This window comes from Pseudomonas moorei, from assembly GCF_042846945.1.
Taxonomy (GTDB): domain Bacteria; phylum Pseudomonadota; class Gammaproteobacteria; order Pseudomonadales; family Pseudomonadaceae; genus Aquipseudomonas; species Aquipseudomonas moorei.
In genome coordinates this window covers 6,279,133-6,302,296 of record NZ_AP035776.1, presented here as the reverse complement: position 1 = coordinate 6,302,296, position 23,164 = coordinate 6,279,133, and the positions used below count along the sequence as shown (strand labels likewise).

Sequence of the window (23,164 nt, the reverse complement as noted above, 5' to 3'; positions counted from 1 at the left end):
GCAGTCAGCCCTGTCTGTGTCGTAAGCAGCTATTCGTTCCAGCTATTCAGCATAGGATAGAAAACCCTGTGTTGTGGCCTAAATGGCAGCTTAGATGTCGAGTGAATTCACAGGGCCCGCTATTGGCAATGCAAGGATCCGGTCAAGGGAGGCGTGCATCATTGCTTTGGTTGCTCATCGCTGCGCGGCTATCACCTTTTCTGTGCCTTTGGAACGCAGATGGCGAAGTAAATGTGGAAGGATGACTTCAGCGTCAGGCCCCACACCTCTGAGGGTTGCTGAGGCGAAATTGCGCTGCTTCGGTAAACCTACAAAGTACAGGCCTGGGATGTGCAGTGCTCGTCCATCACGCTGCATCAGTCGCCCTCGATCATCCGTCACCGCTAGGTCTTCCAGAAAGGCAGTATTTGGGCGGAACCCGGTGGCGAACACCAGGCAATCAACGGCTTCCTGCTGACCATTCGCCCAAACAACTCCGGTTGGGGTTACTTGCTGGAACATTAACCGCTGATTGAAAAGCCCTGACTTCAGCGCTTTTTTGTAAGTACCGTCATCCAGTACCGGCGTGCTCTGATCATTGAGCCAGCGGGTTCTTTCCAGGCCTGTCCATTTCAGCCAGGCGTGGAAATCTGCGCCGAGTAGCTTCTGCGGAAAGAATCGAATCGCCTCGCGCGTGGCAAGCGTGACCTCGGCCACCTTCGCTAGCTCGTAAGCAATCTGCACTGCCGAGTTCGCCGCTCCAATTACTACGATGCGTTTTCCACTGAACATCTCAACATTCCGATACTCGGCACTGTGAATGCGAACACCTTGGAAGCTTTCGAGCCCTGGAACTTCGGGTGTATAGGGGCGACTGAATGCCCCTGATGCCACGATCAGCGCCCTGGTAAAGAAGCGCTGCCCATTGGCAGCCACTATCTGGAACGCACCAGCTTCCTGATCCACCTTTATGACCTGTATCCCCGAAAGAATCGGTAACTGGAAGAAGCTGGCGTACTGCTCCAAGTAGTGCACTACTTCATTGCGGGAGGGGTAGTGCCCCGGTTCTCCAGGAAACGGCAGCTCCGGTAGTGAGGAGTACGCTGCCGGCGAGAACAGTTCGAGGCTGTCGTAGTAGTTACGCCAGTTCCCACCCGGTTGCTGCTGCTCATCCAAGATCAGGAAATCGAGTCCCTGCTGTTTCAAATGCCAGCCACAGGCCAGTCCTGCCTGTCCTGCGCCTACTACGACAACATCGAATGGGTGATCTAATGCGTTCATGTGTGCGCACCTATACACATATAAAGGTAAGAAAAAATCAGCTAGACCCACCTGGGCAGCACAATAATGCGATGCTCTTGGTGTGATGGAGGATGTCCTCCAGTCGCTTGACGATGGCTGGGCCGTCCACCTCATAGAACATCTGACGTCCCACCTTAGTGGCGCGCACGATCCCGGCATCCAGCAGCACCTGAAGATGACGAGATACCACCGAACGCTCCTGGGGTAGATCAGCCGCAATCGCGGTCACATCTGCTCGACCTAATTGCATCACGCGCTTCAGCACAGCGACTCGTGGCGGCTCGCAGAGGGCTTTGAAAAATGCACCATCGAGAGACTCAATGGCAGACTCAATGGCTTGAGATCGGTTGCTGGTGACGTTCATGCCGAGAATATATGTGCATGTACATGCACATGTAAAGCCCTGTTTGGAGAATGGTACTGCCCCTTTTAGCAGAGAACAGTCAGGGTCAGTTTTTTCATCGCAAGGTTCCTGTTTGGGGGTTGAGGTGTAGGAGAGCCTAAGCCACTACGATGACAGGTTAATTACTAAGTACGGATATATGTGTAATCAGATGTTAAGCGGCTGGAGGCAGGCCATTGGCCGCGATACAGCTAAGGCTCATGGACGTCTAGGGCTTGAAATTACCTATATTTACGGTCATTGGTCTTTCTTCTTTACTGAATATTCGAAAAAACATATATTCGTAAAACCATATCCAATTCGAGACTTGGCGATGACCGATAAGACCCGCGTGCTGTTTGTTTGTGTGGCTAACGCTGCTCGCTCGCAGCTTGCTGAAGCTCTGCTACGGCACACTGATTCCGAACAATTTGACGCCTTCAGTGCAGGTACTGCGCCCAGCGAGATCGATCCCCGCACCCTGGGATCGCTTCAGCACCTAGGTGTAAGTACCCATGGGTTGTACAGCAAGTCTGTCGATGAGTTCGCGGGAGAGCGTTTCGATTACGTCATCACGCTGTGCGATAAATCGTCTTTGGAATGTCATGCCCTTCCAGGCGCCGGAGAGGTGCTGGCTTGGAACTTTGAAGACCCGGTGACCAGCACCAAGCACGATGCATTCCGTCACACCCTTCATGAGATCCATGAACGCATCAAGATGTTCGTGTTGGTGAAAAACAAACGTTGAGACCCCTATGGCTGACCATCTGACACCGACCACCGTATTCAAATGCCTGGCCGACGAAACCCGCATTCGCCTTATGTTGCTCATCACCCGTGAGGAAGAGCTGTGCGTTTGCGAACTGACCTGCGCACTCGATGAGAGCCAACCGAAGGTTTCCCGCCACCTGGCGCAACTGCGCAACTGCGGTTTACTGGAGGATCGTCGGCAAGGCCAGTGGGTTTATTACCGCCTGCATCCGAGTCTGCCGGATTGGGTGATCGCCGTACTGAAAACCACTCTTGACGCCAACCAGCATTGGCTCAGTCCCGACGCCAAGCGCCTCGACGTGATGGGTGATCGCCCTCAGCGCCTAGCCGCTTGCTGCTGAGTTAACGCCTGCCCGAGCAGCGCTCGGCCTTTACGAGATCGCCTGATGAAGATTCTGTTTCTGTGCACCGCAAACAGCTGCCGCAGCATTCTTTGTGAAGCCATGTTCAATCATTTGGCTCCGACGGATATGCACGCTTACAGCGCCGGCAGCCATCCGAAGGGAGAAGTGCACCCGCTGAGTCTGAAAACGTTGGATAAGGCTGAAATCTCGCCCACGGGGCTCTACAGCAAGTCCAGTGATGTCTACGAGAACCTGGCGCCTGATTTCGTCATCACGGTGTGTGACAAGGCTGCCGGCGAAGCCTGCCCGGTATTTTTCGGGCCAGCCACCAAGGCCCACTGGGGCTTGGCAGACCCTTCTGAATACCAAGGGACTCAAGAAGAGATCGAGGCGGCTTTCGAAGCCACTCTGGAACAGATCAGAACCCGAATCGAAGCCTTCCTGGCTTTACCGCTCAAGCAGTTAAGTGCCGAACAACTCAAGGCCGAGCTGGCCCTGATCGGCACCCTCTGACACTGGAGACATGACGATGAGTAAAAGCCGTCTTTCTTTTTTGGATCGCTATCTGACGGTCTGGATCTTTCTCGCCATGGCGATTGGTGTCAGCTTGGGTAGTCTGTTCGAGGGGCTGCCGGCCTGGCTTAACAGCCTTTCGGTGGGTTCGACCAACATCCCGATTGCCATCGGCCTGATTGTGATGATGTATCCGCCGTTGGCCAAGGTCAGGTACGAAGAGCTGCCGGAGGTGTTCAAGGATAAGCGCATCTTGGCGCTATCGTTGATCCAAAACTGGGTGATTGGCCCAGTGCTGATGTTCGTACTGGCCATCGTCTTTCTCGCTGACAAGCCGGAGTACATGACCGGCCTGATCCTCATCGGTTTGGCTCGCTGCATCGCCATGGTGCTGGTGTGGAATCAGATCGCGGGCGGCAACAACCAATACGTCGCTGGGTTGGTGGCCTTCAACAGCATCTTCCAGATCCTGTTCTTCAGTGTGTACGCATGGATCTTCCTTGGTCTGCTGCCGCCATTGTTCGGCCTGCAGGGCAGCGTAATTGACACCAACTTTGTCAGCATCGCCAAGTCCGTGCTGATCTACCTGGGCGTCCCATTCCTAGCTGGTTTCCTTACGCGCAAGATCCTCATCAGCCGCAAAGGTGAGACTTGGTACAGCCAACGCTTCATTCCGCGCATCAGTCCTTTGACGCTGGTCGCGCTGCTGCTGACCATAGTGGCGATGTTCAGCCTCAAGGGCGACATGCTGCTGCAACTGCCATTGGATGTATTGCGCATCGCAATCCCGCTGACCATCTACTTCGTGGTGATGTTCTTCATCAGCTTTTGGATGGGCAAGCTGCTCCGCGCTGACTATCCACGCACTACCGCGCTGGCCTTTACCGCTGCCAGCAACAACTTCGAGCTGGCCATAGCCGTGGCCATCGCGACTTTCGGTCTCGCCTCACCTGTGGCATTCGCCACGGTGATTGGCCCACTGGTGGAAGTGCCGGTGCTGATCTCCCTGGTTGGCGTGGCCCTCTGGCTGAAACGCCGCTGGTTCGATCAACCCAAAGGCGCCCTCACACAGGAATAAATCTATGACTGAAGAACTGATCCCCAACCTCGATGCCGAACTGGTTGATCTGCCGACACTTGATAAGCTCGGCAGTTCGTTGTCGGCCACGCACAAGCCGCGCATCCTGCTGCTCTACGGCTCGACTCGCGAGCGTTCATTCAGCCGCCTGCTGACCGAAGAAGCTGCGCGCCTGTTGCAGCACTTCGGCGCAGAAACGCGCATCTTCAATCCATCTGAACTGCCTTTGCCAGACGACGTGCCGGACAGCCATCCCAAAGTGCAAGAGCTACGCGAACTGGTGCTCTGGTCAGAAGGTCAGGTCTGGTGCTCCCCCGAGCGCCACGGCTCGATGAGCGCGGTGTTCAAGGCGCAGATCGACTGGATTCCGTTGACCATGGGCGCGGTGCGCCCAACCCAGGGCAAAACGCTGGCGGTGATGCAGGTCTGTGGCGGCTCGCAATCCTTTAACGTGGTTAACCAGCTGCGTGTGCTTGGTCGCTGGATGCGGATGTTCACCATTCCTAACCAGTCCTCGGTGCCGAAGGCCTATATGGAATTCGACGATAACGGTCGGATGAAACCTTCCCCCTTCTACGACCGTGTCGTGGACGTAATGGAAGAGTTGGTGAAATTCACACTACTGCTTCGCGACCGCCAGGACTATCTGGTCGACCGCTATTCCGAACGCAAAGAATCGGCGGAAGAACTTATGAAACGTGTTAATCAGCGCTCCATTTGAGGATATTTCGTCGTGCAACAACACCCATATTCCGTACTGCCCCTGGCACAGTTCAGTGGCCAATTGATCTTCACCCCGTGCCCCGGCACGAAGGGCACCCTACCTTTCGAAGCGCTGCAAACGCTTAAGAATGCAGGTGCATCGGCGTTGCTGACACTGATGCCGACTGAGGAGTTAATTCAGAACGAGATCGACCTGCTGCCCGAAGAGTGCCAAATGCTCGGCATCGAGTGGTTTCACCTGCCAGTAGACGATGATCAAGCTCCTGGCGAAGCATTCAAAAGCGCATGGGAACAGCACCATTCACGAATCAAACAACTGCTGAACGAAGGGCAAACCATAGCCATCCATTGCAAGGGTGGCTCGGGCCGTACCGGCTTGATCGCGGCGCAGCTGTTGATCGAGAGCGGTGTGCCATTCAGCGATGCCATCCGCGATGTTCAGTCGTTGCGTCCACGCGCCATTCAGCATCCAGCCCACATTGAATATATCGGCCAGTTCGACACGCAGTCGAACTCCCACTGACGACAGATACAGGGCACAACAACATGACTATCAAAGTTGGCATTAATGGATTTGGTCGGATCGGTCGCCTCGCTCTACGAGCCGCTTGGAGTTGGCCAGAGTTCGAGTTCGTGCAAATCAACGACCCGGCAGGCGATGCAGCAACCCATGCGCACCTGATCAACTTCGACTCTGTGCATGGCCGCTGGCACAGCGAAGCCAGCGCCGAAGACGATCATGTAGTGATTGGCGGTAAGCGCATCAAGGTCACCGCGAACAAAGCGATTGGCGACACCGACTGGTCGGGTTGCGATCTGGTGATCGAGGCCAGCGGCAAGATGAAAACGGTGGCGGTGTTGCAGGCCTACCTGGATCAGGGTGTTAAGCGTGTGGTGGTCTGTGCTCCGGTCAAGGAACAAGGCGCCTTGAATGTGGTGATGGGCGTTAACCAGCACCTATTCGACCCGGCGCAGCACCGCATTGTGACTGCTGCATCCTGTACCACCAATTGCCTGGCTCCGGTCGTCAAAGTGATCCACGAGAACCTGGGCATCCGCCACGGCTCGATCACCACGATTCACGACCTGACCAACACCCAGAGCATTCTCGATCAACCGCACAAGGATCTGCGCCGTGCCCGTGCCTCGGGCATGAGTCTCATCCCGACGAGCACCGGCTCGGCCACCGCTATTGCGGAAATCTTCCCCGAGCTGCGTGGCCGCCTGAATGGTCACGCGGTGCGCGTACCGTTGGCCAACGCCTCGCTTACCGATTGCGTGTTCGAAGTGGAGCGCGCCACCTCGGCGGAAGAGGTGAATGCGTTGCTCAAGGCGGCGGCAGAAGGCCCGTTGAAAAATATCCTCGGCTATGAAGAGCGCCCATTGGTGTCCATCGACTACCGCACCGACCCGCGCTCCTCAATCATCGATGCGCTGTCGACGATGGTGATCAATGGCACTCAAGTGAAGATCTATGCCTGGTATGACAACGAATGGGGTTACGCCAACCGCGCTGTTGAGCTGGCCAAACTGGTCGGTTTGGCCGATTAACAGGGAAATATCATGAACGCGTTGTCAGCCCTTTCACCGCAAGTGCGCCAGTATCTGTTGGTGACCGGCAATTACTGGGCCTTTACCCTCACCGACGGTGCGCTACGCATGTTGGTGGTGCTGCACTTCCATGCGTTGGGCTACAGCCCGTTACAGATTGCGTTTCTGTTTCTGTTCTACGAAATCTTCGGTGTCATTACCAATCTCGTGGGCGGTTACCTGGGTGCCCGCCTAGGCCTGAACCGCACCATGAACATTGGTTTGGGCCTACAGGTGGCAGCCTTGTTGATGCTGACTGTGCCCGCCGCCTGGCTGACCATCCCTTGGGTGATGGGAGCCCAAGCGCTGTCGGGTATAGCCAAAGACCTCAACAAGATGAGCGCGAAGAGCTCCATCAAGCTTCTGGTTTCTGATGGGCAGCAAGGCAAGCTCTACCAGTGGGTGGCGATCCTCACCGGCTCGAAGAACGCGCTCAAGGGGGTCGGCTTCTTTCTTGGCGGAGCCTTGCTGGCATTGATCGGTTTCAAAGGCGCGTTGCTGGCCATGGCGGGTGTCCTGGCGCTGATCTGGAATAGCAGCGTGATTCTGTTGAAGAGGGATCTGGGCAAAGCGAAAGCCAAGCCCAAGTTTCGCGACATCCTGTCCAAGAGCCGGGCGATCAATATCCTCTCGGCGGCCCGAATGTTCCTGTTCGGCGCCCGCGATGTCTGGTTCGTGGTGGCCTTGCCGGTGTACCTGAGCAGCGTGTTTGGCTGGGACTTCTGGAAGGTTGGTGGCTTCCTGGCGGCCTGGGTGATTGGATACGGCATCGTGCAGTCCATCGCACCCAATATCACCGGCAAGAAACGAGGGCACTTACCGGATGGTCGAGCGGCGTTTCTGTGGGCACTTGCACTGGCGGGTATGCCAGCGGCCATTGCTCTCGGGCTCAATACTGAGCTATCGCAACAGGTGGTGCTGCTCGGCGGATTAATGGTTTTTGGTGCGTTGTTCGCGGTGAATTCGTCGCTGCACAGCTACTTGATCGTCTCCTACGCCAAGGAAGATGGCGTGTCGCTGGATGTGGGATTTTATTACATGTCGAACGCCATGGGACGGCTGATAGGCACAGTGCTGTCCGGCTGGGTTTATCAGGTATATGGGCTACAAGCATGCTTGTGGATATCAAGCGCATTCGTATTGCTGGCTGCCCTGATTTCTATCGCCTTACCCAGGCATGCCGAGGCAATATGAAAAAGTTAAGCTGAGATAATTGCTAGGCTCTCGATATCCAGCTTGCAAGTTGCGAGAGGTAAACCGAGGGAGAATCAGTCACTATTTCCGCTGAAGAGATTTTAGGCATAAGAATTTCCTAAGGCGTATGACATTGCTCCCACCCTAGCCGGAAGGTCTCATAGAATGACGCATACGCATGATGGTCATGCTGACGTACCCAAGAGATACGATAAAGCTTTCGGTCTTGGTATAGCGCTAAATTTCGGTTTTGTTTTAGTCGAAGTGTTCTACGGCTGGAAAGTTGACTCACTTGCTCTATTGGCGGATGCAGGCCATAACCTTAGCGATGTAGGAGGATTGATTCTGGCTTGGGCGGCGTTGGCTGCTACACGCTTACAGCCAAATGATCGGCATACCTTTGGTTGGCGACGCGGCTCGATTCTCGCTAGTTTTATCAATGCGTTTGTTTTGCTGATTGCGATGGGATCGCTTGGATGGGAGGCGTTTCAACGCCTTCAGGCTCCGGTGCCGATAGCTGGTGTAACAGTGATGCTCGTTGCTGGTATTGGTATTTTGGTCAATACCATTACCGCTTGGCTATTCATTTCCGGAAGCCGAAACGATCTAAATTTGCGCGGAGCTTTCCTTCATATGTCAGCCGATGCTCTGGTATCGGTAGGCGTATTGCTGGCAGGGGCGTTGTATCAATGGAAAGGTTGGTACTGGATTGACCCGGTAATTAGTTTGGTGATTGCGGTTATTATCGTCGTTACTACTTGGTCATTGTTTCGTAAATCCCTCCATTTGCTGTTTGACGGCGTGCCCGATCAGGTCAATTTGCCTTCGATACGTCAATATCTCCTGAGTCAGCCAGGCATCACCGATATTCACGATTTGCATGTATGGGCTATGAGCACGACGGAGGTTGCGCTGACTGCCCATTTGGTTATGGCGTCATTGCCGGATAGCGATCAGTTCTTGCAGGATATGGCTGAAGAATTACGTGAGCACTTCGAGATCACTCATTGCACTCTGCAACTGGAGCGTGATTTAGGTTGTTCATCAGGTTGTAGCGGGCTATAGGGGCTGTGGTGCTATTTACGCTCAGGTTTGATTTCCCTGAACGATTGATCTGTCTGTGCGTCAACCTACCGTTTGGGGCCTGGGTACACAGGTGCAAAACCGCCGCCCAGTGTACGGAAGTTGGTTGTCTGGCCTTGGTATAGCCGTGCAGCCACCGACAGTACCTCGCCAGCATAGGCGTAGTTACGAACGTCGAACTTCAGCACTGGGGCCGTAGTTTCGGCTGATAGCGTTCGTTGGCCAGGCAAGATCAAGGCTTGGGCAACATAATCACCGGCGAGAATCTCCTTCCAGACCCGCTGAGTGAGCTTGTCACCACGGTAGGCCGCCCGGCTGCCAAATCCGGCGCAAGGTTTGAAGAACAGCCCCCGGCGCTCACGCCACAGGCGCTCTGCATTTTCTGCCGTTACTATTTCGGTATGCGGAATGCTGCTCAGTAATAGATCTTGGATAGCTTGTGGCACCTTCCATGCCTTCAATTGCTGTGCATCGCAGAGTAGGGCCAGATTGCGCTTGTCTGCGTACAAGGCGTGAGCTTGTGGGTGTGGCGTGAGTAGCGTTGCTCGTTCCAGGTAGGCTTGGCGCAGCGTGGCGTTGCTAACGGCCTCAAGGGAAAAGTCGGTCAACCGGTTGTAGACCATGTCGATGGTCAACCGGCCATGCCAAAGCAGACCATCCCTCAGGCTGAGCTCAGAGGGATCGACGATCACCGCTTCTAGTCCATGACGCTGGAACAGTTGTTGGAACAGCAGGAACTCTGGGTACAGGTACTGTTGTTCGGGTGACACATCAACAATGGCAATACTGCGCAACGGTTTATCCAGGCCGTACTGTGACCACTCTTGGCGAAACATTGCGATGATTTTGCTTTCAAACGTTTCGGCCCTTGCCGATGGTGGCAGCAGCTGTTCTATTGCCGGGCAGCAGGCATGTTGCGCTCGTGACAACACGGCGTTGAGCATTGCTCCACCAGCATTGGTGTTGATCTCGATCAGGCCGAAATTGTTTTCAGTGACATGAAAGTCATACCCAAAGAACACGCCCTTGACCCCACCCGGATCATGTCGTGCGATAGCAGGAGATTGAGCCAGCACTTCCTCACGGTAAGCCGGGAGCGCAACGACTGCTTCGACTGCGCGCACCACCTGCGCCATGCGATCCAAGTGGGCCGGTGCGATGAAGACTGGATGGGCTGCGAATAGATGAGGGCAGCGTTGCTGCACAAGCTCAAACAAACCTGGCTGACCGAGCGTCGATTCCAGAGTCTTGCGCAGGGCATCTTTATCCAGGCTGATGCAAAAGCACTGACTGTTGAGGGTTTCGATAGATACTCCTGCCAGAGCTGCTGCAGCGGCTGCCGTTGAAAGAAACGCGGCATCATTGTCGAGCAAGGGCATAACCAACTTAGGCATCGCTATTTCCCCTAGGGCTCTAAGACTTGACGGGCCGAGTCCCTAGCCAGAAGCCTGTAGTTGTTTGAGTCGGGCAGTTAGGCCTCTCATCACCGAGTATGTCTGGATGCCCAGAGGCTGCCTATCTAAGCGCTGAGCCACTCTTCAACCTTGTCACGGCTCGGGATGCCCCCTGAGTGAACAACCTTTCCATCAATCACGACACTCGGGGTGGACATGACCCCGTAGCTGACGATCTGTTGCATGTCTTCGATTTTTTCCAGCTTAACGGGGACGCCTCTCGCACTCGCCACCTGTTCGATGATGGCTACAGTCGATTTGCATTTTGCACAACCGGTGCCCAGAACCTTGATGTCTTTCATAAAAACCTCGGTGGGTGGATTACAACGCGAAGTTGAAGACGTAACCAACGATGAGAATGCCGACGGCGACGACCCCAATGAAGGTGGCTATCAGGCGAACTTTCAGCACCTTGCGCAAGATCACCATCTCCGGAAGGGATAGAGCGATGACACTCATCATAAAGGCCAGCACAGTGCCCAGCGCTGCGCCCTTTGCGAGCAGTGCCTGCACAATGGGGATGATGCCTGCCGCATTGGTATACATGGGGATGCCGATAAGAACCGCGAGCGGAACTGACCACCATGCTTCCTTGCCCATGAAACTGGCCATGAAGTCCTCAGGTACATACCCGTGAATGCCTGCGCCAATGGCAATGCCAGCAAGGATGTAAGGCCATACTTTTCCGACGATTTCACGGACGCTGCTGAACCCGGCATTTATCCGCTCATACAGCGGCATACTCGTGTCCCCGGTGGTTGCCTGGATCTTGGGCATATCACGAACCCAGTCTTCCAGATAGGCCTCCATTTTCAGGCGCCCAATGACCCAGCCGGCAACAATCGCAATACACAACCCCAGGCCGAGGTACAACAATGCAACTTTCCAGCCGAACAGGCCAAGCAGCAGTGTCAGCGCTACCTCATTCACCATGGGCGCAGAAATGAGGAAAGAGAAAGTCACCCCCAGGGGCACTCCAGCTTGAACAAAACCTATAAACAGAGGAACGGCTGAGCACGAGCAAAACGGGGTAAACACACCGAGAGAGGCCGCCATGACATTGGCCGTGCCCTCGCTTCGACCCGCCAACATTGCACGGGTACGTTCAGGCGTGAAGTGGGAGTTGATCATGCCCATCAAGAACACGATGCCGGTCAACAGCATCAGCACTTTGGGCGTGTCGTAGAAAAAAAACTGTAAGGCGCCTCCCAGGTGGCTATTACGATCAACAGGAAGCGCTGCGACCAAAGCCTCTGAAACAGGTATCAGGGCTTCATACAATCCGAACCAGACAAGCGCTGCTACCGCTAAAAACAGGCGGGGATTGCGTTCAGGCCAGCGCACGATCATTTCATTCATGTCCTCTACTCCTATGGTGTAGGCGCACTAGGCCACGGACGGATCGCCAAGATAGGTCGCAATCTCATTGACTGTGCTGCGTGCTGTGCGTGTTACACCGATCAGCGTGGCGGAAGCCGAACCTGTCCACTCGCCATAGCCCACCAGCCATAGTCTTGGTTCCTGGATCGAGTGAGTGCCTTCGACCTCAACACGACCTTCAGTGTCGATCACCCCCAGCGTATTCAGATGCTGAAGTGCGGGCCTGAATCCGGTACACCAGATCACCACATCCACTGCAGATTCAGATCCATCGGCCCACATTACACCGTCGCGAGTGAAGCATTCAAAAGGGCGTACAGACTTGAGAACTTCACGCTCACGGGCTTCTACAACTGGCGGCACCATGACAATGTCTCCCAACCCGCCGACGGGCTGATCAATGACACGCCCCTCCTGCTGAGCTTTCAAGCGCTGAGTGGCACGTTCGAATAGCACCCGCCCATCCACTTCATCAGGCAAAAACACCGGCTCAGTAGGAGTCACCCAAGTGGTCTCAGCTACCTTGGAGACTTCTGCCAAAATCTGCGCCCCTGAATTACCGCCACCCACCACCAAAACCTTCTTGCCAGCAAACGCTTGTGCTTCGACATAGTTCGCGGAGTGCAATTGCCGACCGGCGAATAACTCGGCATTAGGGTAGTGAGGGATATACGGATTGCTCCAGGTGCCGGTAGCGCTGATGACAACCTTGGCATCCCAATACCTGTCGTCAGAACGTACTCGTAAGCCAATTTCAGTACGCTCCACAGCGGTGACCCGAACCGGACGCTCAACAGGAAACTGGTAGCGCTGCTCATATTGGTTGAGGTAGTCGATTACATGATTTCGCGTTGGATACCCCTCCTGCGCAGGCGGCATCATCCAGCCAGGGATCGAGCTCCAGGTGGACGGGGAGAATAAACGCAGCGAGTTCCAACCATGCCGCCAGGCACCACCGGGCTCCTCCTCTGCGTCGAGGATGACGAACGAAAGTTGAGTTCGACGCAGGAAGTACGCTACCGCCAAGGCTGACTGACCCCCACCGATAATGACTACATCTCGTTGGTCACTGGCCGAATGAGTCATGGTGGAAACCTTAAGTCGATGCTGGGCGGTAGCCAGTATAGCGATCCAGGTTTGAACTCAACTGATCCAGCTCATAGGTTGAGGATGCTGTGTGGTCGACGGAAATTGGCCGAGGCGGTGAAAAATCATTTTAGAGCAGGTTTGACTGTCAGGCTTTGGCTAAAAAACGCGTTTCTGCGAAAAATTTGTGGTCTGCTGACTAGCTACGCGCTGACAGGTTTTATGTAGCAACGCAGTCTTCAAGACGGTGCCCGCGTTTTTACAGAGCCTGGGCCAGAAGTCGGCAATCGAAAGCCTATGCGAGAGCAAATTTGATTCGCTGTGTGGAATATTACATTTCTGACAGCTAGCCGGCGGTAGGTGGTCTATGGGCTAGAGTGAAGTACCAACGTTGCTATTCAAAGGGCTTGAAGATGAGCTTAGCCATTCACGCCATTGCAACGTGATTGGTGGAAACAATAGTGAGATCTAATTGGCGTTGGAAATTGCGTCCGCGATAGCTTCACTCAGTCAGGAGCACTTGAAATGACAAACACCCAAAAGTTGCTGTTCGCTTTAGGATCCGCAATCGCACTGCCAGTTGCCACATGCCTTGCACAAGCGGCAGAGCCGCAGATCAAGACGCTCACTTCTCCGAAAGATCCAACGGAAAGCGCAGTGCTAATAGGTCGAGTCATCAACGACGGGCTAACAATCCAGTTGGAGCTTGAGGGCGCCGAAGCTATGTGGATGCAGATGGGGACGCCTGCTCAGTGGAGTGAACATGTTCCCGCAAAGGACGAGCGGTATCACATCGAGATCAAGGTGACGGACAATAGAACCAAGACGCGACTCCCGTACTCCACGGTTACCTTCGCTGCAACGAACAAAGCCAATGGAAAGAGCGTAGAAACGGTTCTACCACCAATGTGGGGCGGCAGTGGTTTGCATTACTCTGAAAACAGTCCCTTGGCTGGCGATGGTGTTTACGCCGCTACGGTCATTGTTGGTGTTCCAACGTTCGCTCGTGAAATGAAGGACAAAGACCTCTGGTCGAAACCGGTAACCGCCCACTTTCACTTCAAATTGAAGGACAGTGTACTTGTCGAGGTATCAGAACCCGTCTCGGCAGCAAACTAGCGGATCCCATTTTGCCGAAGGAGGGCGCAGACAAGCACATGAGTGCCAGTAAAATGACCCAGCGGTCAGCGCGGTTAGAAACTCGATTAAAGTGAACTGACTTCGTCAGGGAGTGAAGCAGTAGTCGTGCCGGGCAGAAACGGCCAAAAAAGCTACCGCTCAAGCCAGTCGAAGAAAGCGGAGGTGGCTCACACTCCTCTGACGGGCCCTCACCGACAAACTAGTCATTAGATCTACGATACGTCGATCACATAACCCATGCCGCGTGAGGTGTGAATCAATTTTGATTCACAATGGTCATCAATTTTCGCTCGCAGTCTACGCACGGCAACTTCGATGACATTGGTGCCACTCTCAAGGTGGATATTCCAAACCTGTGATGCAATGAGTGATTTCGGAAGAACTTCACGACGGTGCTGGAGCATAAATTTCAATAACGAAAACTCTTTCGCCGTTAGGTCAATCCGTTTCCCTCCGCGAAACACCTGATGCTTGAGTAGGTCAAGCTCAAGATCACCGATTACTAGATGTGTCTGACTGGAAGGAGGGTTTGCTCTACGCAGCAGGACTCGGACTCTAGCAAGCAGCTCGGAGAACGCAAAAGGCTTGACCATGTAGTCATCAGCCCCCAGATCCAACCCTTTAACTCGGTCTTCTACGCCATCCCGAGCTGAGAGGAACAACACTGGCATACTTACGCCTGCGGCTCGGATCTTTGTCAGGACATCCCAACCGTTGAGACCAGGCATCATCACATCCAGGATGAGAAGGTCATAGGGTCTTTCCAGAATGAGTTGAAGAGCGTCGTTACCATTTATGACGCGGTCAACACTGAAACCGGCCTCGGTGAGGCCTTTCTGCAGGTAAATTCCAGTTTTCAGTTCATCTTCAGCTACCAAGAGTTTCATATTGGCAGGTTCCACGATTTGTATTGCAGCAGTTTGCGGCCAAAACCGATGCCTCAATACAAGCTGATGTAGTTTCTACAGCCGACTCAGCGCGGACGCACAGGCTCAACATAGAATATTGGGAAGCACTGCCTGCATTCACTTCACGGGTTACTCAGCTGACATCTCCATCTCTGGGCTGAGTGTGCCGAGCCAGGCAACCAGGCCCATAATGATCACCGCGACCGAAAACTCTAGAATCATGCTCCGCCGTAAAGCGTTGATGGCGATGGTGTGAGTACCTGACTGAATGGATCGCTCAAGCAGCGGGCTCAGGTGAAAGCGGTTCACCGCCGCAAATACCAGCATCCCCGCAAACAAGAAGACCTTCAAAGACAACAGGGCCCCGTACGTGCTGGATGTCAGCGTCTCGAATGCTGGCCCGACAACCATCAGATAGTTGACGATCCCGGTGATAGCCAGGGTTGCGACGATAAGCGTCCCCGCTAATTCGAAACCAGTCAGCGTTCGTGCCAGCAGCCGTATCTGCAGATCGCCTGTGAGGTGGGTCGAGCGCAATAACAGCGCGAATGCGGCGAGTGCACCCAACCAGCTGCCTGCACCCAGAAGATGGACAATATCGCTGGTGAAGTGCAGGTAGCGTCGACTGCCTTCATCCATGGCGCCATGCCCTGTCCAGGCCAGCGTCGCGAGGGCGATGGCCCCACACACTGTGACCAGCCAGAGGCTCAATGCCGGGGCTCGTCGATTGAGAGTCGCGGCGATGACCGCCACCGTCAACGAGGCTATTCGGGCCATCCAGGTCAACCCGACGTCAGTGTCCATCAGCATCATCTGCAGGATGTGGTGATGCAGTTCCATGACGCTGGACATACCGCTCATCGTCTTGGCCATGTGGAGCATGGCCGCCATCGATAGCAGTATGCCGATAAGGGCAGTTCCCCCCAGTAACGACCCAAAATTCAACACGGCACCGTCTGCGCGTTCCTTTCCTTTGAGACTGTACAGGCCAAACAGTGCCAGCCCGAAGAGCAGCATCAGGTCGATATAGAGCGCGAAGCGAAGGCTAATGTAGATTGAGTCGTCCATGGATCACTTGACTTTAAAGGTCACGGTGCCTGTGATCGGGTGGGTATCGGAAGAAACCGCCCTCCACTCAACCTGATATGTGCCAGGTGTGAGCGGTGCTGCCGGGGTGATAACCATCATTTTCGGATCGGCGCTACCCGCGACACTCGCTTTGACACCCATGGGGGAGTGGGCGGACATGCCCGGCATTTCGGTCATGATCAGTTTCGCGCCGGAAAACTGGGTGGTGAGCTTTTCTGAGAAATTCAGTTCGATTTTTGCCGGTGCAGCCACGGTGGCGCCATTGACCGGGGTAGAGGACAGTAGTTTTGGATGCGCCTGGGCAGCAGCGCTCAACAACAAACCGATGCTGAGTGCAGCGACAACACCGAGGGCTTTAAACGATGACATGCAAGGCTCCTGACGGCCTGGGCCGTGGGTGGGGTGTTACTGATTGAATGGATGTGGGGTGTATCTATCGGTCGGGTTTAGAACCACATTCGTACACCGACGACAAAGCGCGTATCGCTCTGGTCTTCGCCTTCTTCAAGGCGGTAATCCGCCGTTTTGCCGTAGGCGCGGTTCCAGGTCACGCCGAAGTAAGGTGCGAACTCGCGGCGTATTTCATAGCGCAGTCTCAGGCCGACCTCGGTGTCCGACAGCCCGGAGCCTGTGGCCCGTTGCGGGTCGTTTTTGCCATAGAGGTTGATTTCAGCAGTGGGTTGCAGAATCAAACGGTTGGTCAGCAAAATGTCGTAGTCGCCCTTGAGCCGCATCGCGGTCTGGCCAGCCTCGCCCAGGTAAGCGGTAGCTTGAGTTTCGAAGTCGTAGAGCGCCATGCCTTGCAGCCCCAGTGCCGCCCATGTCTGGGGTGCGCCAGGTTTGAAGTCTTGTCGCACACCGCTGACCACGTCCCACCAGGGACTCACGGCGTGACCCCAGAGTGCCTGAAGCTCAGCGCTTTCGGTCACGCCATTGGTTCGTTCGCCTTCGGTGCGCAGCCAGAGACGATCCGTGTCACCGCCAATCCAGCCGTTGGCTTCCCAACGTAATGCACTGCCCTTGTCAGCGTCTTGCCATTCGAGTTGATCGATCAGGAAAAATGAGTTGATCGAGCTGTCGTGCATCTGGTGGCCGGCATGGCTTTCAAACACCGCCGCGCGATCTGCATCGGTGAGCGCCGGAATTGGTGTACGGCTTTGCTGGGGCGCTGCGGGTTTCATACCCTGCATCTGGCTGTAATCCATGCCCTGCATCTGAGAGTGATCCATACCCGGCATTTGGGAATGATCCATGTCCTGCATCTGCTTGCCGTCCATGCCTTGCATCAGCTCGGTCTGCCCATATGCAAATGGCATGACACCCATCCCCAGGATGGCAAGGCCGGCGAGTAGCGGTTTTGCGGTTCTTTCGAAGTTCATGTCTGGCTCCTACTCTTGCACACGGACTTCGCGAAACATGCCCATTTCCATGTGGTACATCAGGTGGCAGTGGTAGGCCCATCGCCCCAGGGCGTCGGCGGTCACGCGGTAGCTGCGTTTGGTGCCAGGCGGCATGTCGATGGTGTGCTTGCGAACCATGAAGTCACCGTTCTCATCCTCCAAGTCACTCCACATGCCATGCAGATGAATGGGATGCATCATCATGGTGTCGTTGACTAGAACTACTCGGATGCGCTCTCCATATTTGAGATGAAGTGGCTCGGCATCCGCAAATTTGACGCCGTCAAAAGACCACGAGAATTTTTCCATGTGTCCGGTCAGGTGCAGGGTGATGGTGCGGCTTGGTTCGCGGCCATCGGGATCTTCGAAGGTGCTCTTCAGGTCTGAGTAGGTCAGTACCCGGCGACCGTTGTTTCTCAATCCCATGCCAGGATCGTTGAGTTTCGGTGTGGGGCTCATCGCCTGCATGTCGACCAGCGGGTTATTCGCTTCCGAGGCCGGGTGAGGCTCCATCGAGTTCATGCCGCTCATGCCCGACATCGAGTGACCTGACGTGTCTGCCGAGCCTGGCGTCGGACTGTGATCCATGCTCTGCATCGATCCACCGTCCATGCCCGTCATACCCTGCATGCCTTTGTCGTCGCCGGCCGACATTTGGCTGTGATCCATACCCTCCATGCCTTGCATAGAGTCCTGGGTCATACCCTTCATATCGCCATGATCCATGCCGGCCATATCACCCATGCCCATGTCGCTCATCGTGATCAACGGACGTGGATCCAGGGGAGGCACAGGAGCTGAGAGCCCTTCATGTACAGCCAGAGTACCTCTTGCGAAACCGGTACGATCCATCGACTGGGCGAACAAGGTGTATGCGTTTTCGGTGGGTTCGACGATCACATCAAAGGTTTCGGCCACGGCGATGCGGAACTCATCGACGCTCACCGGTTTCACGTACTGCCCGTCTGCGGCGACGACAGTCATTTTCAGCCCAGGAATACGCACGTCAAAGTAGCTCATCGCCGAGCCGTTGATGAACCTCAGGCGTAGCCGTTCTCCGGGCCTAAAAATACCTGTCCAGTTGCTATCGGGAGCCTGCCCGTTAAGCAAGTAGGTGTAGGTGGCGCCGCTAACGTCAGCAAGATCGGTGGGGTTCATTTTCATTTCAGCCCACATTTTCCGATCCGCGACGGTGGCAGACCAACCGTTCTTACCGACGTCATCAATGAAGTCGCCGACGGTGCGCTTGTGCAGGTTGTAGTAACTGGATTGTTTCTTGAGTTTCTTCATGACCCGCTCGGGGTCTTCATCCGTCCAGTCGGACAGCATCACCACATAGTCACGGTCATAGCTGAAGGGTTCGGGATCCTTTGCATCGATGACCAACGGGCCGTAGACGCCGACCTGCTCCTGGAACCCGGAATGACTGTGATACCAGTAGGTGCCGTTCTGTTTGACCTTGAACGAATAAACGTACAGGCCGCCCGGTTCGATGCCGTGAAAACTCAGACCCGGTACACCGTCCATGTTCACCGGCAGAATGATGCCGTGCCAATGGATCGAGGTGTCTTCCTTCAGCCGGTTCCTGACCCGCAACGTCACCGTATCGCCTTCACGCCAGCGCAATATCGGGCCGGGGAGGCTACCGTTGATGGTCATGGCGGTGCGGGGCGTGCCAGTGAAGTTCACCCCCATCTCCCCGATAGTCAGATCGAAATGAGTGCCAGCGAGCACATTCGGCTGCCCCTGACTGGTAATTGCCCACACCGGGCTGCGCCACAGCCCAAAGCCTGCGAGTACCCCGCCTGCCGCCAAGGCTTTCACGAAAGTGCGTCTTGATGTTCTGGAATGCATCGGGGGGTATCCAGTAAGTCTGAGTCCAGGCAGATACGGAACCGCTGCCATAGTACGGCCATGGCTCGCTACAGATAGTCGGTTCCAGGCGCCATTTTTCGAGCACGATGTCACATCATCAGGCGGCGCGTGATTACATTTGCGTCAGGTTGGCAACGGCAATTTGGCTGGGCTGCGATTGAGCGGCACCGATAGATTTGTCTTGTTTTGATAGGCCGTGTCTGGCCAGCCCTAAAGTAGTCGTCAATTGCCGTTTAAAAATAGCGCTTACCGACAGCAGCAACCGCCGCCGTTCCCACCACAACCTGAGGCTTTCTTACTCGCTACGCTTTCCATTGTCGCCAGCTGTGCTGGATAGCCAGCGTCCTGCAGGGCTGTAAGCAGCGCATGGCTGTCCGAATCGCCGCTGACCTTCACCCGTCCGGCTTGGAGATCCACTGATATGTCGCTGACGCCTTCAAGTGGGCGCAACGCTTCGGTGACGTGTTTGATACATGAGCCACAGCTCATGCCTTGGACTTGCAGTTCAACGGTTTTCATCGGTGATTCCTCATAACAAAATGCATCATGCAAAGACTGAGGCATTCGGCTTTTCTATGACGTTGGCTGATCTTCAACCTTGCTGCTATGGCAAGGTCAAGCGGTCTTTATCACTCAATTAATGGACGCCTGGCGCAGGCGTAACGCGTTGAATACCACCGACGCCGAGCTCACGCTCATGGCTAGTGCGGCAATTAGCGGTGACAAAAGGTGACCGGTAAGCGGGTAGAGCAAGCCGGCGGCCAATGGGATGCCCATGGCGTTGTAGAGGAAGGCGAAGGTCAGGTTCTGGTGCATGTTTCTCACCGTTGCTACGGAAAGGCTGCGAGCACGCAGGATACCGAGCAGATCGCCTTTGACCAGGGTGACCTGAGCGCTGTTCATCGCCACGTCAGTGCCAGTGCCCATGGCGATTCCTACATCAGCGCGTGCCAGTGCAGGGGCATCATTAATGCCGTCGCCGGCCATCGCCACACGGTGTCCGGCTTGTTGCAGAGACGCGACCAGACGTTCTTTATCTTGCGGTTTGACCTCTCCATGTACCTCCTCGATACCCAAATGCAGAGCGACCGCACGCGCCGTGGTAAGGCCGTCGCCAGTGGCCATGATGACTTTGACGCCATCCGCCTGCAGGCGCTCGACCGCCAGCTTCGAGGTGGGTTTGATGGGGTCGGCTACAGCCAGCAAGCCTGCCAGGGCGCCATTGACAGCTAAGTACATGATGCTCGTGCCATCGCCGCGTAGCTTCTCGGCCTGCGTTTGCAAGCTCTCGGTGGTGACGCCAGCCTCTTGCATCAACGCCGTATTGCCCAACTTTAGGCGACGGCCCTCGACTTGACCGCTTACTCCAATACCTGAGGCCGACTCAAAGGTTTCAGGTGGGCTCAGTGTCAGACCTGCGGCGCGTGCCTGATCGACGATGGCGCGGGCCAACGGGTGCTCGCTGCCCTGATCAAGACTCGCAGCCAGGCGCAGTACTTCATCCTGAGGAAATCCAGATACAGCTTCGACGCTGTGGAACGCTGGCCGCCCTTCAGTGAGGGTGCCCGTCTTGTCGACAATCAAGGTGTCTATATTGCGCAGATTTTCGATGGCAGCGGCATCACGAAACAAGACGCCGCTGCCAGCGGCCTTGCCGGTGGCGACCATGATCGACATGGGTGTCGCTAGGCCAAGGGCGCAGGGACAGGCGATGATCATCACTGCGACAGCGTTGATCAGGCCAAATACCCAGCTTGGCTCAGGCCCCCATAGTCCCCAACCGAGGAAAGTCAGTGCCGCGATGGTTATCACCACGATCACGAAGTAACCGGCGATTACATCAGCCAGGCGCTGCATCGGCGCCTTCGAGCGCTGGGCCTGAACAACCATCTGCACGATTTGTGCGAGCAGGGTGGCCGATCCTATCTTCTGCGCTTGCATCACCAGGCTGCCGTGGATGTTGAGAGTTGCGCCGATCAGCGCGTCCCCGGCCCTCTTCATGATCGGTATCGGTTCGCCAGTGAGCATCGACTCATCCACAGCGCTTTCGCCTTGCAGCACCTGACCGTCGACGGGCACTTTTTCGCCTGGTCGCACACGTAACGTATCGCCGCTGTGTACGTGCGTAAGGGGGATGTCTTCTTCCGTGCCGTCGGCATTGATCCGTCGTGCAGTTTTGGGGGCCAGTCCAAGCAGTGACTTGATGGCCGCCGAGGTTTGCGAGCGCGCCTTGAGTTCAAGCATCTGGCCGAGCAGGGTGAGTGAGATGATCACAGCCGCAGCCTCGAAGTACACGCCGATTCGACCGTCCATCATGAAGTTGCTGGGGAAGGCGCTGGGGGTCAGGGTGGCGACGACGCTGTAAATGAAAGCCGCTGCCGTGCCGAGGCCGATCAGTGTCCACATGTTCGGACTGCGCTGAATTACCGAATGTATGCCGCGTACATAAAACGGCCAGCCAGCCCAAAGCACGACGGGAGTGGCCAGCCCCAGCTCAATCCAGTTCTGCGTGGCGCCGTGGAACAGCATCAGGGCATGGCCGCCCATGGCCAGCGCGGTAACGATCACGGTCAGTGGCAATGTCCACCAAAAGCGCCGGGTGAAGTTCTTGAGTTCCGGGTTCTCTTCTTCCTCCAACTCGGGAATCACCGGCTCTAAGGTCATGCCGCACTTGGGGCAGACGCCAGGGCCGAACTGGCGGATTTCCGGATGCATGGGACAGGTGTATTCAGTGGCACTCGTTAACGGTTCTGCTGGTGCCTGATGGACGTGTTCAATTTCAGTCGGAGATATTTGATATCGCTCGGGCTCTGCCCTGAAGGTCGTTTGGCATTTCCGGCTGCAGAACCGATAGTTTTGCCCCTTGTATTCCGTACTGAACTGGCTTTCGTTACTGACGGTCATGCCACATACCGGGTCATGGGAACCGGTGGGTTCAGGCTTGTGTATTGGGTCGTCTTGACGAAGCTCAGGGGCGTGCATGGGCTAACTCCTGTTCGCATCCTTGGTTGAGTCTGAGCTTGCGCCGTGATGACTGTGTCCACCGTGGTGGTGCCCGAAAAAATGCATCAGCGGACACAACAGCAAAATCATATAAGGCAGTAAGCCCAGCATATGGCCGTAGTGTTCTCTGGCCAGATAAAACAGCGCGATCACCAACAGCATGCCCAGCGCTATACCGGGTTTGCTCCTCCAAAATGCTGGAGAGGTGTTAGCTGAATGTGGTGAGTTCATCATGGCTTTGTACTCCTGAGGGAGTGATGTCTAGTAGTACGGCGGTGTCACCCAGGCCATGCTGGCCACGGCGACACCGCCTTTGCATTGCCAGCGCCGCAATCCTTGGTGGATAGCGGTCGTCACTTCTTCATTGGCATGTCCATCATCGACGACTGCTGATCCATCATTTTCATCATCATCTCCATCATTCCTTTACTCATACCCATACCGTCCTTGGAGCCAGTCATCCCCATCCCTGAGCCCATCTCCATACCCGTACAACCAGCAGCACCTTGCTGCTTACTCATCATTGCCAAGCTGTCCTTCATCGTATTCATGCCCTCTTGCATAGCTGCTTGCCGTTCGGCTGGCGTCTTCGCCGCAGCAGCTTTGTCATGAGCCGCTTGCATTTTCTGCATTTGCTCGCTCATCGCTTTATTCATCGCCGACTCGGACGGTGCGCTGGCAGTCGTTGCGCTGGCAGGTGCGTCGGCAGGGTGATGCTCATCTTCGGCAGAAGCCATGAAGACGCTACTGGCCAAAATGGCGGCAAGAACCAGTTTCAATTGTGTTTGCATGGTGAACTCCGGGTATTTAGAGATAAGTAGGAACTACTAAGCCGCGCCGAATTGGCGCAATGAAGCAGAGCGGCCACGG

The 23,164-nt window shown here is 55.4% G+C and carries 25 protein-coding genes; 10 read left to right on the top strand and 15 right to left on the bottom strand.

Annotated features, from left to right (window positions below; all coding sequences use genetic code 11):
* Positions 1-174: 174 nt before the first annotated feature.
* Both ACGJAX_RS29420 and ACGJAX_RS29415 read right to left on the bottom strand, forming a co-directional pair.
* Complete coding sequence (locus ACGJAX_RS29420) at positions 175-1,260, bottom strand: NAD(P)-binding domain-containing protein (RefSeq protein ID WP_390957033.1); 1,086 nt, start codon at positions 1,258-1,260, stop codon at positions 175-177.
* 37 nt (positions 1,261-1,297) lie between these two features.
* Positions 1,298-1,645 carry a metalloregulator ArsR/SmtB family transcription factor gene (locus ACGJAX_RS29415; protein WP_390957032.1) on the bottom strand — a complete coding sequence of 116 codons (348 nt, stop codon included), beginning with the start codon at positions 1,643-1,645 and terminating at the stop codon, positions 1,298-1,300.
* Positions 1,646-1,997: 352 nt separating this feature from the next.
* On the opposite strand from ACGJAX_RS29415, the gene ACGJAX_RS29410 reads away from it, so the two are divergent.
* From ACGJAX_RS29410 to ACGJAX_RS29370, 9 genes are all read left to right on the top strand, one after another.
* Positions 1,998-2,411 (top strand): arsenate reductase ArsC, encoded by a 414-nt coding sequence (locus tag ACGJAX_RS29410; RefSeq protein WP_390960027.1) that lies wholly within the window; start codon positions 1,998-2,000, stop codon positions 2,409-2,411.
* A 7-nt stretch (positions 2,412-2,418) separates the two neighbouring features.
* Positions 2,419-2,775, top strand: a complete 357-nt coding sequence (locus ACGJAX_RS29405; RefSeq protein ID WP_020294740.1) for a metalloregulator ArsR/SmtB family transcription factor — start codon at positions 2,419-2,421, stop codon at positions 2,773-2,775.
* Positions 2,776-2,820: 45 nt separating this feature from the next.
* Entirely contained in the window at positions 2,821-3,291 is a 471-nt protein-coding gene (locus ACGJAX_RS29400) for an arsenate reductase ArsC (protein ID WP_390957031.1), read from the top strand.
* 16 nt (positions 3,292-3,307) lie between these two features.
* On the top strand, positions 3,308-4,369 hold the full coding sequence (arsB, locus tag ACGJAX_RS29395; protein ID WP_390957030.1) for an ACR3 family arsenite efflux transporter: 1,062 nt from the start codon (positions 3,308-3,310) through the stop codon (positions 4,367-4,369).
* Positions 4,370-4,373: 4 nt separating this feature from the next.
* Positions 4,374-5,090, top strand: coding sequence for an arsenical resistance protein ArsH (gene arsH, locus ACGJAX_RS29390; protein ID WP_390957029.1), 717 nt, complete (start codon positions 4,374-4,376; stop codon positions 5,088-5,090).
* Between the two features lie 12 nt (positions 5,091-5,102).
* On the top strand, positions 5,103-5,615 hold the full coding sequence (locus tag ACGJAX_RS29385; protein WP_390957028.1) for a tyrosine-protein phosphatase: 513 nt from the start codon (positions 5,103-5,105) through the stop codon (positions 5,613-5,615).
* 23 nt (positions 5,616-5,638) lie between these two features.
* On the top strand, positions 5,639-6,643 hold the full coding sequence (locus ACGJAX_RS29380; protein WP_390957027.1) for an ArsJ-associated glyceraldehyde-3-phosphate dehydrogenase: 1,005 nt from the start codon (positions 5,639-5,641) through the stop codon (positions 6,641-6,643).
* A 12-nt stretch (positions 6,644-6,655) separates the two neighbouring features.
* Positions 6,656-7,876 carry an organoarsenical effux MFS transporter ArsJ gene (gene arsJ / locus ACGJAX_RS29375; RefSeq protein WP_390957026.1) on the top strand — a complete coding sequence of 407 codons (1,221 nt, stop codon included), beginning with the start codon at positions 6,656-6,658 and terminating at the stop codon, positions 7,874-7,876.
* 165 nt (positions 7,877-8,041) lie between these two features.
* Positions 8,042-8,941 carry a cation diffusion facilitator family transporter gene (locus ACGJAX_RS29370; RefSeq protein ID WP_390957025.1) on the top strand — a complete coding sequence of 300 codons (900 nt, stop codon included), beginning with the start codon at positions 8,042-8,044 and terminating at the stop codon, positions 8,939-8,941.
* Between the two features lie 65 nt (positions 8,942-9,006).
* Here the strand turns inward: ACGJAX_RS29370 and ACGJAX_RS29365 are convergent, their stop codons facing one another.
* From ACGJAX_RS29365 to ACGJAX_RS29350, 4 genes are all read right to left on the bottom strand, one after another.
* Positions 9,007-10,353: a hypothetical protein gene (locus tag ACGJAX_RS29365; RefSeq protein WP_390957024.1), complete on the bottom strand. Its 1,347-nt coding sequence runs from the start codon at positions 10,351-10,353 to the stop codon at positions 9,007-9,009.
* A gap of 125 nt (positions 10,354-10,478) precedes the next feature.
* A complete protein-coding gene (locus ACGJAX_RS29360; RefSeq protein ID WP_390957023.1) occupies positions 10,479-10,715 on the bottom strand; it encodes an MTH895/ArsE family thioredoxin-like protein in 237 nt (78 codons plus the stop codon).
* A gap of 19 nt (positions 10,716-10,734) precedes the next feature.
* Complete coding sequence (locus ACGJAX_RS29355) at positions 10,735-11,772, bottom strand: permease (RefSeq protein WP_390957022.1); 1,038 nt, start codon at positions 11,770-11,772, stop codon at positions 10,735-10,737.
* 27 nt (positions 11,773-11,799) lie between these two features.
* Positions 11,800-12,879 carry an ArsO family NAD(P)H-dependent flavin-containing monooxygenase gene (locus ACGJAX_RS29350; RefSeq protein WP_390957021.1) on the bottom strand — a complete coding sequence of 360 codons (1,080 nt, stop codon included), beginning with the start codon at positions 12,877-12,879 and terminating at the stop codon, positions 11,800-11,802.
* 525 nt (positions 12,880-13,404) lie between these two features.
* Here ACGJAX_RS29350 and ACGJAX_RS29345 point away from each other — a divergent pair.
* The gene (locus ACGJAX_RS29345) at positions 13,405-13,998 is read left to right on the top strand and encodes an iron transporter (RefSeq protein WP_390957020.1); all 594 of its coding nucleotides are present in this window, start codon (positions 13,405-13,407) and stop codon (positions 13,996-13,998) included.
* 233 nt (positions 13,999-14,231) lie between these two features.
* Here ACGJAX_RS29345 and ACGJAX_RS29340 read toward each other — a convergent pair whose 3' ends face one another.
* The 9 genes from ACGJAX_RS29340 to ACGJAX_RS29300 form a co-directional block, all read right to left on the bottom strand.
* Positions 14,232-14,906 carry a heavy metal response regulator transcription factor gene (locus ACGJAX_RS29340; RefSeq protein WP_390957019.1) on the bottom strand — a complete coding sequence of 225 codons (675 nt, stop codon included), beginning with the start codon at positions 14,904-14,906 and terminating at the stop codon, positions 14,232-14,234.
* 150 nt (positions 14,907-15,056) lie between these two features.
* Positions 15,057-15,995, bottom strand: a complete 939-nt coding sequence (copD, locus tag ACGJAX_RS29335) for a copper homeostasis membrane protein CopD (RefSeq protein WP_390957018.1) — start codon at positions 15,993-15,995, stop codon at positions 15,057-15,059.
* A gap of 3 nt (positions 15,996-15,998) precedes the next feature.
* Positions 15,999-16,385: a copper homeostasis periplasmic binding protein CopC gene (gene copC, locus ACGJAX_RS29330; RefSeq protein ID WP_390957017.1), complete on the bottom strand. Its 387-nt coding sequence runs from the start codon at positions 16,383-16,385 to the stop codon at positions 15,999-16,001.
* Positions 16,386-16,462: 77 nt separating this feature from the next.
* Positions 16,463-17,395: a copper resistance protein B gene (locus ACGJAX_RS29325; protein ID WP_390957016.1), complete on the bottom strand. Its 933-nt coding sequence runs from the start codon at positions 17,393-17,395 to the stop codon at positions 16,463-16,465.
* A gap of 9 nt (positions 17,396-17,404) precedes the next feature.
* Positions 17,405-19,270 (bottom strand): copper resistance system multicopper oxidase, encoded by a 1,866-nt coding sequence (locus tag ACGJAX_RS29320; protein WP_390957015.1) that lies wholly within the window; start codon positions 19,268-19,270, stop codon positions 17,405-17,407.
* 267 nt (positions 19,271-19,537) lie between these two features.
* The gene (locus ACGJAX_RS29315) at positions 19,538-19,810 is read right to left on the bottom strand and encodes a cation transporter (RefSeq protein WP_390960026.1); all 273 of its coding nucleotides are present in this window, start codon (positions 19,808-19,810) and stop codon (positions 19,538-19,540) included.
* 114 nt (positions 19,811-19,924) lie between these two features.
* Positions 19,925-22,273, bottom strand: a complete 2,349-nt coding sequence (locus tag ACGJAX_RS29310; RefSeq protein ID WP_390957014.1) for a heavy metal translocating P-type ATPase — start codon at positions 22,271-22,273, stop codon at positions 19,925-19,927.
* A gap of 3 nt (positions 22,274-22,276) precedes the next feature.
* Positions 22,277-22,528, bottom strand: a complete 252-nt coding sequence (locus tag ACGJAX_RS29305; protein WP_390957013.1) for a DUF2933 domain-containing protein — start codon at positions 22,526-22,528, stop codon at positions 22,277-22,279.
* Positions 22,529-22,647: 119 nt separating this feature from the next.
* Positions 22,648-23,085 (bottom strand): hypothetical protein, encoded by a 438-nt coding sequence (locus ACGJAX_RS29300; protein ID WP_390957012.1) that lies wholly within the window; start codon positions 23,083-23,085, stop codon positions 22,648-22,650.
* Positions 23,086-23,164: the final 79 nt, after the last annotated feature.

Coding starts and splice junctions, on each gene's coding strand:
- ACGJAX_RS29420 (WP_390957033.1), bottom strand. CDS start 1,260: ATGAACGCATTAGATCACCCATTCGATGTTGTCGTAGTAGGCGCAGGA.
- ACGJAX_RS29415 (WP_390957032.1), bottom strand. CDS start 1,645: ATGAACGTCACCAGCAACCGATCTCAAGCCATTGAGTCTGCCATTGAG.
- ACGJAX_RS29410 (WP_390960027.1), top strand. CDS start 1,998: ATGACCGATAAGACCCGCGTGCTGTTTGTTTGTGTGGCTAACGCTGCT.
- ACGJAX_RS29405 (WP_020294740.1), top strand. CDS start 2,419: ATGGCTGACCATCTGACACCGACCACCGTATTCAAATGCCTGGCCGAC.
- ACGJAX_RS29400 (WP_390957031.1), top strand. CDS start 2,821: ATGAAGATTCTGTTTCTGTGCACCGCAAACAGCTGCCGCAGCATTCTT.
- arsB (WP_390957030.1), top strand. CDS start 3,308: ATGAGTAAAAGCCGTCTTTCTTTTTTGGATCGCTATCTGACGGTCTGG.
- arsH (WP_390957029.1), top strand. CDS start 4,374: ATGACTGAAGAACTGATCCCCAACCTCGATGCCGAACTGGTTGATCTG.
- ACGJAX_RS29380 (WP_390957027.1), top strand. CDS start 5,639: ATGACTATCAAAGTTGGCATTAATGGATTTGGTCGGATCGGTCGCCTC.
- arsJ (WP_390957026.1), top strand. CDS start 6,656: ATGAACGCGTTGTCAGCCCTTTCACCGCAAGTGCGCCAGTATCTGTTG.
- ACGJAX_RS29370 (WP_390957025.1), top strand. CDS start 8,042: ATGACGCATACGCATGATGGTCATGCTGACGTACCCAAGAGATACGAT.
- ACGJAX_RS29365 (WP_390957024.1), bottom strand. CDS start 10,353: ATGCCTAAGTTGGTTATGCCCTTGCTCGACAATGATGCCGCGTTTCTT.
- ACGJAX_RS29360 (WP_390957023.1), bottom strand. CDS start 10,715: ATGAAAGACATCAAGGTTCTGGGCACCGGTTGTGCAAAATGCAAATCG.
- ACGJAX_RS29355 (WP_390957022.1), bottom strand. CDS start 11,772: ATGAATGAAATGATCGTGCGCTGGCCTGAACGCAATCCCCGCCTGTTT.
- ACGJAX_RS29350 (WP_390957021.1), bottom strand. CDS start 12,879: ATGACTCATTCGGCCAGTGACCAACGAGATGTAGTCATTATCGGTGGG.
- ACGJAX_RS29345 (WP_390957020.1), top strand. CDS start 13,405: ATGACAAACACCCAAAAGTTGCTGTTCGCTTTAGGATCCGCAATCGCA.
- ACGJAX_RS29340 (WP_390957019.1), bottom strand. CDS start 14,906: ATGAAACTCTTGGTAGCTGAAGATGAACTGAAAACTGGAATTTACCTG.
- copD (WP_390957018.1), bottom strand. CDS start 15,995: ATGGACGACTCAATCTACATTAGCCTTCGCTTCGCGCTCTATATCGAC.
- copC (WP_390957017.1), bottom strand. CDS start 16,385: ATGTCATCGTTTAAAGCCCTCGGTGTTGTCGCTGCACTCAGCATCGGT.
- ACGJAX_RS29325 (WP_390957016.1), bottom strand. CDS start 17,395: ATGAACTTCGAAAGAACCGCAAAACCGCTACTCGCCGGCCTTGCCATC.
- ACGJAX_RS29320 (WP_390957015.1), bottom strand. CDS start 19,270: ATGCATTCCAGAACATCAAGACGCACTTTCGTGAAAGCCTTGGCGGCA.
- ACGJAX_RS29315 (WP_390960026.1), bottom strand. CDS start 19,810: ATGAAAACCGTTGAACTGCAAGTCCAAGGCATGAGCTGTGGCTCATGT.
- ACGJAX_RS29310 (WP_390957014.1), bottom strand. CDS start 22,273: ATGCACGCCCCTGAGCTTCGTCAAGACGACCCAATACACAAGCCTGAA.
- ACGJAX_RS29305 (WP_390957013.1), bottom strand. CDS start 22,528: ATGATGAACTCACCACATTCAGCTAACACCTCTCCAGCATTTTGGAGG.
- ACGJAX_RS29300 (WP_390957012.1), bottom strand. CDS start 23,085: ATGCAAACACAATTGAAACTGGTTCTTGCCGCCATTTTGGCCAGTAGC.